Source organism: Hwanghaeella sp. (assembly GCF_965227365.1).
Classification (GTDB): domain Bacteria; phylum Pseudomonadota; class Alphaproteobacteria; order UBA8366; family Aestuariispiraceae; genus Hwanghaeella.
Genome location: NZ_OZ245754.1, coordinates 3,648,110 through 3,658,789, shown reverse-complemented (window position 1 = coordinate 3,658,789; position 10,680 = coordinate 3,648,110). Strand labels below are relative to the sequence as shown.

General features: G+C 63.7%; 9 protein-coding genes, 1 pseudogene and 1 CRISPR repeat array (1 of these 11 running past the window's edge). Of the genes and pseudogenes, 6 read left to right on the top strand and 4 right to left on the bottom strand.

Translation table 11 applies throughout. The features are described 5' to 3' along the window. Nucleotides 1–189: a CRISPR direct-repeat array (repeat unit 36 nt; unit sequence AGTGTAGCTGACTAGGAAATGCGGTCCAACCGCAAC); it reaches 1,825 nt to the left of the window's first position. Between the two features lie 74 nt (nucleotides 190–263). Continuing rightward, a pseudogene (locus ACQK2G_RS16790) lies at nucleotides 264–1,274 on the bottom strand (zinc-binding dehydrogenase); the annotation flags it as partial. A gap of 281 nt (nucleotides 1,275–1,555) precedes the next feature. Between ACQK2G_RS16790 and ACQK2G_RS16785 the strand changes: the two are divergent. After that, nucleotides 1,556–2,953: a diguanylate cyclase gene (locus ACQK2G_RS16785; protein WP_425406188.1), complete on the top strand. Its 1,398-nt coding sequence runs from the start codon at nucleotides 1,556–1,558 to the stop codon at nucleotides 2,951–2,953. A gap of 20 nt (nucleotides 2,954–2,973) precedes the next feature. Here ACQK2G_RS16785 and ACQK2G_RS16780 read toward each other — a convergent pair whose 3' ends face one another. After that, the gene (locus ACQK2G_RS16780) at nucleotides 2,974–3,987 is read right to left on the bottom strand and encodes a glycosyltransferase family 2 protein (protein ID WP_425406187.1); all 1,014 of its coding nucleotides are present in this window, start codon (nucleotides 3,985–3,987) and stop codon (nucleotides 2,974–2,976) included. 166 nt (nucleotides 3,988–4,153) lie between these two features. Here ACQK2G_RS16780 and ACQK2G_RS16775 point away from each other — a divergent pair, with 166 nt between their 5' ends. Both ACQK2G_RS16775 and ACQK2G_RS16770 read left to right on the top strand, forming a co-directional pair. Beyond that, complete coding sequence (locus tag ACQK2G_RS16775; RefSeq protein ID WP_425406186.1) at nucleotides 4,154–4,834, top strand: AzlC family ABC transporter permease; 681 nt, start codon at nucleotides 4,154–4,156, stop codon at nucleotides 4,832–4,834. Continuing rightward, a complete protein-coding gene (locus ACQK2G_RS16770) occupies nucleotides 4,827–5,186 on the top strand; it encodes an AzlD family protein (protein WP_425406185.1) in 360 nt (119 codons plus the stop codon). Before ACQK2G_RS16775 ends, ACQK2G_RS16770 begins: the two co-directional genes overlap by 8 nt. 22 nt (nucleotides 5,187–5,208) lie before the next feature. Here ACQK2G_RS16770 and ACQK2G_RS16765 read toward each other — a convergent pair whose 3' ends face one another. Further along, entirely contained in the window at nucleotides 5,209–6,147 is a 939-nt protein-coding gene (locus ACQK2G_RS16765) for a LysR family transcriptional regulator (protein ID WP_425406184.1), read from the bottom strand. Nucleotides 6,148–6,249: 102 nt separating this feature from the next. On the opposite strand from ACQK2G_RS16765, the gene ACQK2G_RS16760 reads away from it, so the two are divergent. Continuing rightward, nucleotides 6,250–7,209 (top strand): PLP-dependent cysteine synthase family protein, encoded by a 960-nt coding sequence (locus tag ACQK2G_RS16760; protein ID WP_425406183.1) that lies wholly within the window; start codon nucleotides 6,250–6,252, stop codon nucleotides 7,207–7,209. Between the two features lie 36 nt (nucleotides 7,210–7,245). Further along, nucleotides 7,246–8,154 carry a ketopantoate reductase family protein gene (locus ACQK2G_RS16755; RefSeq protein ID WP_425406182.1) on the top strand — a complete coding sequence of 303 codons (909 nt, stop codon included), beginning with the start codon at nucleotides 7,246–7,248 and terminating at the stop codon, nucleotides 8,152–8,154. Nucleotides 8,155–8,163: 9 nt separating this feature from the next. Here ACQK2G_RS16755 and ACQK2G_RS16750 read toward each other — a convergent pair whose 3' ends face one another. Further along, a complete protein-coding gene (locus ACQK2G_RS16750; RefSeq protein ID WP_425406181.1) occupies nucleotides 8,164–8,646 on the bottom strand; it encodes a type II 3-dehydroquinate dehydratase in 483 nt (160 codons plus the stop codon). Nucleotides 8,647–8,917: 271 nt separating this feature from the next. On the opposite strand from ACQK2G_RS16750, the gene ACQK2G_RS16745 reads away from it, so the two are divergent. Beyond that, on the top strand, nucleotides 8,918–10,636 hold the full coding sequence (locus ACQK2G_RS16745) for a methyl-accepting chemotaxis protein (RefSeq protein ID WP_425406180.1): 1,719 nt from the start codon (nucleotides 8,918–8,920) through the stop codon (nucleotides 10,634–10,636). The last annotated feature ends 44 nt before the right edge of the window (nucleotides 10,637–10,680 follow it).

The window sequence follows — 10,680 nt, the reverse complement described above, 5'->3', positions numbered from 1 at the left end:
GCCGATGGCGAAGATGTCTCAGAGTGTAGCTGACTAGGAAATGCGGTCCAACCGCAACCCGCCGAATTCGAACCGGAATAGGACTGAAGTGTAGCTGACTAGGAAATGCGGTCCAACCGCAACGGAGGTGCTCGGTCAATCCGCGTCTCGGTGAGTGTAGCTGGCTAGGAAATGCGGTCCAAATATATTCAGCCCCCCGGCACCAGCACGAAATTCCCGACATGGTCTTTTTTCAGGAAGTCCTTTTGGGCCTCCGCGATTTGGGGCAGCGGGTAGGTTTTCGCGAGCAGGGGTTTGATCTCTCCTTTTTCGATATAGGAGATCAGGTTGGGGAAGACCGGTTCGTCCCAGGCGGTGGTACCGATCAGGGTGATGTCCTTCAGGTACATGTCGCGCATGTCGAGCGAGACGACCGGGCCGGCGATCGCGCCGGAGGAGACATAGCGGCCGCCGCGCTTCAATAGCTGCAGGATTTGGGGAAAGCCGGGGCCGGCGACATTGTCGACTGCGACGCTGACGCTTTCCTTGCCCAGCGCGGCAATCAGATCGGCGCCGCGTTCCACGACATGATCGGCGCCGATCCGGCGCAGCTTTTCCATTTTCGATGTGCCGGCGACGGCGGTGACCGTCGCGCCGCGGCGTTTGGCCAGTTGCACCGTGGCGGAGCCGACGCCGCCGGAGGCCCCGGTGACCAGCACGTGATCGCCGGCCCCGACCCCGGCCCGGTGCAGCATGTTTTCCGCCGTGCCATAGGCGCAGGGTATGGTCGCCAATTCCGCGTCGCTCCATTCGCACTCGACGGGAAAGACCTCCGTCGCGGGGACCTTCACATACTGCGCGAAGGCGCCGTCGAAATCGGAACCCATCCAGATATTGTCCATCACGCCGTAGCCGTTCGGCCGCATGCAGGCCCGAACCAGCACGCGCCGGGCGATCAGCGCGGACGGACCGACGCCGCCGCCCGCGGCATCGCCTGAACCCGCCGCCACGACCCGGCCGCAGCAATCGGTGCCCTGGATGAAGGGGAAGGGCGTGGCGGCGTTCCAGCCGCCGTCGGCGATCGCCGTTTCCTCCCGGTCCTGGGCGGCGGCCGCACCGTCCGTGGCCTCGGTGACGGACGAGGAATACCAGCCGAGCCGCGTATTGATTTCCGTATTGTTCACCCCCGCCGCGAGAACGCGCAGCAGGACCTCGCCCGGGCCGGGTTCCGGCGTGGAGACTTGGCTGTAGACCAGCTTGTCGTAACCGCCGGTGCCGGTGGTCACGATGGCCATCATGGTGCGTGGTATCGTTTCCGTTGCGGCGGAATCGCCGGTGTTTTCCCGTTCCTGCGTCATGGCGGGCCTCTCACTGCTCAGTGCCGATGTTCAGTTCCGATCAGCATAAAGAGCCGTCCCCCATACGAACAGCGTTGATGGCGCCGCCGTCACCCGTCGGCCCGCGGCGCACCTTCGCGGGAAGCCCTTACAATCCACAGAATATTAGCGTACACTTTGAAAAAAATGGAACCGGTTTCCCCCTGCCGCTTCATGAGAAATCAGAACTAGGAGGGTGGATGATGGAATATCCCGCTTTCGAGCGATTGAACCTGCAAAGCCTGTTGGAACACGCCCATGTGGCGGTGGTGATCCACCGGATGGACACCTCGATTGCCTATGCCAATCCGACCGCCCTGAAGCTGCTGGACCTGAACTACAACCAGATCATCGGCACCGATGCCTATGACCCGAAATGGTTCTTCATCGACGAGTTCGATCACCGTCTGAAGGTCGAGGAATACCCGGTGAACATGGTGCTGAAAGAGGGTAAGCCCCTGACCAACCACGTGATCGGGCGGTTCGACCCACGTACGGATGAAGTCCTGTGGTATCTGGTCAATGCCTATATGGAGCCGGGAACGGATGTGGACGACCCGCATGACGGTTTCGTCGTCGTCACCTTCAACGATATTTCGGATCAGCGGCATCTGTTTTCCTATCGGGACATCATCGAGAATTCCCGCGATATCGTGGTGGTGACCGACGCGGATACGACTGCCGCGCCGTTCGGCCCGAAGATCGTGTTCGTCAACAAGGCCTTCGAGGATTTGACCGGCTATACCGCGGCGGAAGCGATCGGGGAGACCCCGCGCATGCTGCAGGGGCGCGGCACCGACGACGAGACCAAGGAACGGATTCGAGTTGGATTGGAGCGCCACGAGCCGATCCGCGAGACCATTCTGAATTACAGCAAGAACGGCGATCCCTATTGGCTGGACCTGAGCATCTTTCCGCTGCGCAACAAGCTGGGCAAGGTGACGCATTTCGCGGCGATCGAGCGCGACGTCACCCAGGCGACTTTCCAGGCGGACCTGTTGGCGCGGCGCAACGACGACCTGAAGCTGCTGAAAACAAAACTTGAGGAAATCGTCGAGGAAAAGACCGCCGCATTGCGTCGGGCGAATTACGAACTGGAGAAACGAGCCTATTTCGACGAGCTGACGAAACTGCCGAACCGGCGCTGTTTCATGGACCAGGCACAGCGGCAACTGGCCTATGCGAAACGCTACGGCCACCATGTCGCCACAGCGATCCTGGATGTCGATCATTTCAAGAAGGTCAACGACACCCATGGGCACGATGTCGGCGACCAGGCGCTGGTCGCCATCGCCGAGCGGATCCGCTCGCACGGCCGGGCGGAGGATGTCTTTGGCCGCATGGGGGGCGAGGAATTCGCCTTCGTCACCCTGGTGCGGGACAAGGACGCGGCGCAGAAAAGCTTCGATCGGCTGCGGCAATCCATTGCCGGCATGGACCCGGAAGTCGAGGGCGCGGATCTGCACTTGACGGCCAGTATCGGCGTCTGCGTCAGCCCGCCGGAGGAGGAGCCGGATATAAGCGCCTGTCTGAAACGCGCAGACCAGGCGATGTACAAGGCGAAGAAGGCCGGACGCAACCGGGTCGTGATCCGGTAAGGGGTCTTGCGCCGGGTTGCTCAGTCAATCTGCATTGCGTGCAGGCCCCGGAACGCCGCCGCGGCCTCCTCCCGGGCGCCGGCGCGTAGCAAGCCGAAAGCCGCCCAGAGCGAAACCGCATAGGCGATCGGCAGGGCGGCCGGGTTGTGGCGGGCGATGAAACGCATACGGTTCCGATAATTGTAATAGTTCGATAGCGGCGAGGCACGGCCGGTCAGAGAGCCGGTTCCGGCAACGGTGCCGCCGTGATGGAGGATGAACGCCTCCGGCACCAGGGCCAGTGGCAGGTCGCCGCGGCGCAGGGCCCAGTCGACTTCCTCGTAATACAGGAAATAGTCCTCCCGCATCGGGCCGACCCGGTCCAGGAAGGTGCGCGAGGCGACGAGATTGGCGCCCAGCAGGAAATCGATATCCCGGGAAGCGGGCGGTTCGGCTGCCTCCGGTGCCTTGCCGAAATTGACGTTGCGGCAGAAGCCGGTCCAGCGATTGAGTCTGCCGCCGTCGGACTGGATTCGGTTCGGCGGGGCGTGGAACAGCACGCGGCCCCCCATCAGACCGACCGGCCCGGAGGCGGCCTTCAGGGCATAGACGGACGCGGTCTCCGGCGGCACCTCCGTATCCGGGTTCAACAGCCAGAACAGATCGATATCCGGGTCCTGCCGCAACAGGTCCAGACCGAGATTGCAGCCGGCGCCGAAGCCGAGATTGGTCCCGGCGCGGATCAGGGTGAGGTCCGGCACGGGCTTGCCCTTGCCGTCGGGGATCTCGGAGGCGCGGATTTCGGCGAAGCCGTTTCCGGGGCTCAATCCCCGTGCCGCGGCATGGCGGCGTACCGCCAGGACGGAGCTGTCGGGTGAGGCATTGTCGACGACCGCGATCTTGATTTCCTCATGGGTCGATGCCGCGAGGCTTTCGAGGCAGCGCGGCAGGACATCTTCCGAGCCATAGGCGACGATGACCACGCCGACGGTGATGTCGTCGGGATGGCCGGTCATCTGGCTGACCGTTTCGATATCCGCGCTTGTGTCGGTCATGCCCTCTTTTACTCCTTCCAGGCAAGGTTTCCTAATGTCCGGCGGAAGGGGAGGGATTATGAACGGACGGGTCACAAGACCGTTTTGACGGTCACGGCGTGACAGGGGCGGGGCGCGCGCCGTATCAGGACGCATGGTTCAGAACCCGGATCAAACGCAAGACAGGATGACGCTGACGCTGAACGGCGTCTGGCGCGGCTATCGCGGCATGTTCGCGGTGGCGCTGTTTTCCATTCCCTACGGCATTGCCTTCGGCACGGCGGCGACCGATGCGGGTGTCATGCCGGTTGAGGCGATCGCGATGAGCGCGTTCATCTTTTCCGGCGTTGCGCAGTTCGCCGCCCTGGAATTCTGGCGGGAACCGGTGCCCTGGGCGATGCTGGCCTTCGTCGTCACCGCGGCGAGCGCCCGGATGCTGGTGATGGGCGCGGTGCTTGCCCCCTGGATCAACGCCATTCCCGCGGGCCGACGTTTTCTGGCCCTGGCCTGGATGAGCGACCCCAATTTCGCCAAGAGTCAGCCGGAGTTTCGGGCCGGGGAGCGGGATGTGGGCACCATGTTGGGCGCGGGACTGTCGCTGTGGTCGCTTTGGGTTCTCGGAACGGTCATCGGGACACTGGCCGGCAATGTCATCGGCGATGTCGCGGTCTTCGGCTTCGACGTGGTGATGGTCTGTTTCTTCGCGGCGCTGGTCGCGGGGGAGGCGGGCAAGCGTAGCCCGATCCTGCCGATCGCCGCCGCCGCGCTGGTCGCGGTCGTCACCTTGCCCTGGCTGCCCTCGGGCTGGAACGTGATCGCCGCCGCGTTGACCGGCGGCGTATTGACGGTGATGCGCCGCGATGTCTGAGCTTGCTTCTTTGTTCGATATCACGACCTGGGGAGGCGCCTTCGACGGCGAGCATCTTCCGGTCTGGCTGATCGTCCCAATGATCGCCGGGATTGTCTATGCGACCCGGGCGCTGGGACCGGTGGCGATGACCTTCGTGCCGCTCTCCCCTCGGGTCACCCGGTTCCTCGACGGCCTCGCCATATCGGTGATCGTCGCGATCGTCGCGACCATGCTGGCCAAGGCCGGCCTGCGGGAAGTCGTGGCGGCGGCCGCCGCCGTGGCGGTGATGGTGACCGTGCGCAATGTATTCTGGGCCTTGTCGGCGGGCGTCCTGCTGGCCGCGGGCTGGACGCATTTCATCCCCGGTTAGGCAATCCCTCCGAGAGAAACGTTCATGTGTCGGCGGGCGCGGTGCCCTCGATCAATGACTTTTGGGCCTTGATCGCCGGGACCAGGAAGTCGACCAGGGCGCGGATCCGCGCGGTGCGGCGCAGGTCGCCGTGGAACAGCAGCCACAGGCTCTTGCCCGGCAGCAGACCGGTGCCGGGAACGCGGGTCAGGCCCGGCTCCTGGTCGCCCAGGAAACAGGGCAGCAGGGCGAGGCCCATCCCGGCCTTGGCGCTCTCCACCTGCAACGTATTCGAGAACAGGGCGTGGCGCACGGGCAGGTCCGGAAAGGGCGTGCCGGCGGGGAAGCCGCGATAGGGCATGTCCATGCCCCAGCCGATCCAGAAATGCCGGGCCGGGTCGGGACCGGTCCTGCCGATCTCAGCCGCCAAATCGGGCGCGGCATAGACCGCCTTGGCATAGTCGGCCAGTTTGCGTGCGACGACATCCTCGGTGACTGCGGAATCCATCCGCAGGGAGACATCCGCCTCCCGCCGCGCCAGGTCCGTGAAGCTGTGGGCGGCGTCGACATCCAATTCGATCTCCGGATGGGCACGGGCGAAAGCCGCCAGGATCGCCGGCAGGAAGGAGGTCAGCATGGCCGGCGGTACGTTCAGGCGTATCGTGCCGTAGGGTTCGTCGTCGCGCCCGCCGATGCGCCGCGTGACGGCCAGCAGGTCGGCCTCGGTCTTTTCCGCGACGGCCAGGATGTCCTCCCCGGCCTGGGTCAGGACATAACCGTCCGGCCGCCGGTCGAACAGCTGTGCCGCCAACGCCGCTTCCAACTGGGTCAGGCGCCGGGTGACCGTGGCATGGTTCACGCCCAGCAGCCGTGCGGCCCCGCGCAGACTGCCGGCGCGGTGGATCGCCGAGACGATGCGCAACGCGTCCCAATCAATGGAGGAGCGGTCGGCGAGGAGGATGGATGAATTTCGATCCGGCATGGTGCGAAAATACGGCCTTCCGGTGTGGAAATAAACCGCCTATCCATGCCGCATCGAAGCCGGATACCGGCTTTGCCATAACGACCGAAGACGCATAAATCCATGACGAACGCCCCTGCACCCGATATTGGCATCGATGCTTCCATCCTGGACCGGATAGGCGATACGTCGCTGATCGAGCTGAAGCGCGTCGTGCCCGAGGGATGCGCCCGCATCCTGATGAAGATCGAATCCGAAAACCCGACCGGGTCGATGAAGGACCGGATGGCGCTGGCGATGATCGAGGCGGCGGAACGGGACGGCAGGCTGAAGCCCGGCGGCCGGGTCGTCGAATATACCGGCGGCAGCACCGGCGTCTCCTTGGCGATGATCTGCGCGGTGAAGGGGTATCCGCTTTCCATCGTCACCTCCGACGCGTTCAGTGCAGAGAAGCGAAACCACATGGCCTCCTTCGGCGCCGAACTTACCATTGTTGAAAGCCAGAATGGCGGCATGGACGCGGCCTTGACGCACCGGATGATCGAGGCCGCCCGGCGGATCACCGACGAGACCGGCGCCTTCTGGACGGATCAGCTGAAGAATGCCGATCAGCTGATCGCCTATCACCGGATGGGCGATGAGATCTGGACCGGGACGGGCGGGCGCATCGACGCCTTTGTGCAGTCGACCGGCACCGCCGCCTCGGCCCGCGGCAATGCGGAGGCGTTGAAACGGCACAATCCCGACATCCTGACGGTCGCGGTCGAGCCCAGCGAATCCGCCGTGCTCTCCGGCGGGTCGAGCGGGGTGCACAGGATCGAAGGCGTCGGCGCCGGTTTCGTCGTGCCGCTGTGGGAGCCATCGGTGATCGACCGGATCGAAACCGTCTCCACCGAGACGGCGATGGAAACGGCCCGAACCCTGGCGCGGGTGGAGGGGATTTTTGCCGGCACTTCGACCGGTGGGAATCTGGCCGCCGCCATCGCCGTCGGCCGGGACCTGGGGCCGGATGCCACGGTCGTCACCGTAATGTGCGATTCCGGCGTGAAGTACCTGTCGACCGCCCTGTATCGCCCGGACTAAGGTGCAGGCCGGACAGCGGTATTACGGGGGAGCGTGATGGGACAAGGCTTGCGGTTCGGCATATTCGGCGCCGGCGGCGTCGGTGGTTATTTCGGTGCGGCACTCGCGCGCAGCGGTGCCGATGTGGCGATGATCGCGCGCGGCGCGCATTTGGACGCCATTCGGGAAAACGGACTTCAGGTCGAAGCGGCAGACGGAAATTTCACCGCGCCTGTCGTGGCGATGCAGGATCCGGCTGAGGCGGGGATCTGCGACATCGTCCTGGTCGCGGTGAAGCTTTGGGATACTGAAGCGGCGGTCGAAGCCATCGCGCCCATGGTGGGCCCGGGAACTACGGTGATCTCGCTGCAGAACGGGATCGGCGCGGAACCGGCCCTGGCCGCGCGCTACGGGGAAGACCGGGTCTTCGGCGGCGTGGCGCAGATTTCCGCCACCATCGCGAAGCCGGGCGTGATCGCGAAACACAGCGGGTTTGCCCGCATCGTCTTCGGGGAACTCCGCGCGCCGCAGCCGGAACGCGCGGATGCATTGGCCGCTGCCTTCGACAAGGCGGGGATCGAGAACAGCCACAGCCCCGATATAAAGGCGGAACTGTGGCGCAAGTTCATCTTCCTCGTCGCGCTCAGCGGTGCCACCGCCAGCACCGGCAAGCCGATCGGCGCGGTCCTGGAAAATCCCGATCAACGGGTGCTGTTCGAGGATCTGGTGCGGGAGACCTTCGCCCTGTCACAGGCCCTGAAGGTCGACCTGCCGCCGGAAACGGTTGCCCAGGTGATCGCCTTCTCCGAGGGGCTTCCCTACGAGATGCGCGCTTCGATGGCGCATGATCTGATCGCAGGGAACCGGCTGGAACTCGATTGGCTCAGCGGCGCCGTCCTGCGGATGGCGCGTGAGCGGGCTATCCCGGTGCCGGCGAACGAGCGCGTGGTGGCGGCCCTGTCCTAAGGGACCGCCCTATTGCGGACCGGTGCGGATGATTTCCGGCAGGCCGTCCGGAAGCAGGCCCAGTTTCTGGGCGGCCGTCTGCATGCCGACGATATAGCCGTAGGGGCCGAGGCCGCAGATCACGCCGGTCACCACATGCGACAGGATCGAGTGCTGGTGATGAATGTCCCGGGCATGAATGTTCGAGATATGGACCTCGAATTTCAGACCGTCATACGCCTTCAGCGCATCCATCACCGAGACGGATTTGAAGGAAAACCCGGCCGGATTGATGACGATGGCATCGGCGGTCTTTCGCGCCTCATGGATCGAATCGATCAATACGCCTTCATGATTGGTCTGCCGGAAATCGACCTCCACGCCCAATAGGCCGCCGAATTCCACGCAACTCTGCTCGATCGCGGCGAGCGTCGTATAGCCGTAATGTTCCGGTTCCCGCTCACCCAACAGGTTCAGGTTCGAGCCGTTCAGGATCATGAACTTCTTATGCATTCTGTTTGTGCCTCCCTGGCAGAATCTAGGTTCGTGGCCGAGATACTGACCGCGCCGCGGCATCACGGCAAGCGTATGTCAGGGATGGAAAGATCCAGGGAAAACCCCGTAAAGCCGGCAGAAATCTGCCAGATATCGTATTGCAGCGCATATATTCGTTAACGCTATAGTAATAATAAGTGCATTACGTTAGGTGTATTACACCTATTGCGACAATTTACTGGGGGTAGTGGATTGTCGGGTTGGGGCCAATATAGGGAGGCTTACCTTAATGTCGATCGCTGTTCGTATCTATATGATCGTTTCATTAATTCTTTTGACCGCCGGCGCCGTCGCCATGACCGGCGCGTTCCAGATGCGGCAGGTCGGCACGGAATTGTCCGAAATCGCGCATGAGGACATACCCCTGCTGGAAAAGGTTTCGGCGATCACTCTGCATCAGGCCCAGCAGACCATCCTGCTGGAGAAAATACTGCGCGCCGCCGGCCTCAAGCAAGGCGTCGATCTGGACAAGGCCGCGGGCGAATTCCTGGAACTCGCGAAAGATGTGGATCGGGAAATCAAGGAAGGCGAGGCCATCGCCGAACACGCCATTGATAATGCCTTCGATGCGGAGACACGGGCCGAATTCGACCATGTGCTCGAGGTTTTGAAGCGGATCGAAGTCAGCCATAAGACGTTCGACGACCACGCGGAAGATGTCATGCGGGCCGCCGCGGCCGGGGACATGGCCACGGCGACGCAAATGGTCGAGACCGTGGAGCAGGAAAGCGCGGCGCTGAACAAGGAATTGCAGGCGCTGCTGCTCGAGCTTGAGCGCTTCACCGAGGGCGCGACGATCCGCGCACTCGATCACGAAGTGCGGGGGCTGTGGCTGATGATCGTCATTGCGGTCGTCGGCAGTCTGGCCGGCATCGTCGCCGGCGTGATCCTGGGCCGCGGCATCACCCGCCCGGTCGTCGGCCTTGCCGCCGTGATGGACCGGATGGGACAGGGATCGCGGGAGGAGACGGTCGTCTGGACCGACCGGACGGACGAGATCGGCTCGATGGCGCGTTCCGTTTCGACCTTCCAGGACGGGCTGCGCGAGGCCGACCGTTTGACCGCCGAGCGGATCGCGGAGTCCGAGGCCAAGGCCCGCCGCGCGGAACAGCGGGAAAAGGCCATCGCGGAGTTCGATGCAGTGATCCGGGAGGTGGTCGAGAATGTCTCGACCGGGGCGACGCAGTTGAAGACGTCCTCCGAGTCGATGTCCCATCTGGCCGACGATACGGACAAGAAATCCGACGCCGTCGCCGCCGCCTCGGAAGAGATGTCGGCGAATATTCAGTCGGTTTCCGCCGCCGCCGATGAGCTTTCCGCGGCGATCAGCGAGATTTCCTCGCAGGCCTCGGAAACCCATCGATCCGCGATCAGCGCCGCCGAGAAGGTTCAGGCGAGCACGGCGCAGATCGAGAAGCTTGCCCATTCAACCCAGGAAATCGGCGACGTGGCCCTGTTGATTCAGGAAATCGCGGAGCGGACGAATCTGCTGGCGCTGAACGCGACCATCGAATCCGCACGCGCCGGCGAAGCGGGCAAGGGCTTCGCCGTCGTCGCGCATGAGGTCAAGGAACTCGCCAATCAAACCCAGAAGGCGACGGAGCGGATTTCGGCCCAGATCTCCGTGGTTCAGGGGGATGCCGCCGCCGCGGTCTCCGCCGTCCGCGATATCGGTTCGGCGATCGATACTTTGAGCCAGATCAGCGAATCCATCGCCGCCGCGGTGGAACAGCAGACCGCGGCGACCGGTGAAATCGCCCGAAACATCGACCAGGCGTCCCTGGCGACCTCAGAAGTGACGGAGAACATCGCCATGGTGTCGAAGGATGCCAAGGAGACCAGTTCCGCCTCGGCCGGAATCAATACCACGGCGGAAAACCTGCGGGATCGTTCCAAGGTGTTGAGCGAAAGCGTCACGTCCTTTTTCGCGCAGATGCGGGAGGCGTGACGGGGGGGCACCAGATCGTTCCGGCCCCCTGTCCCGGACGCGGT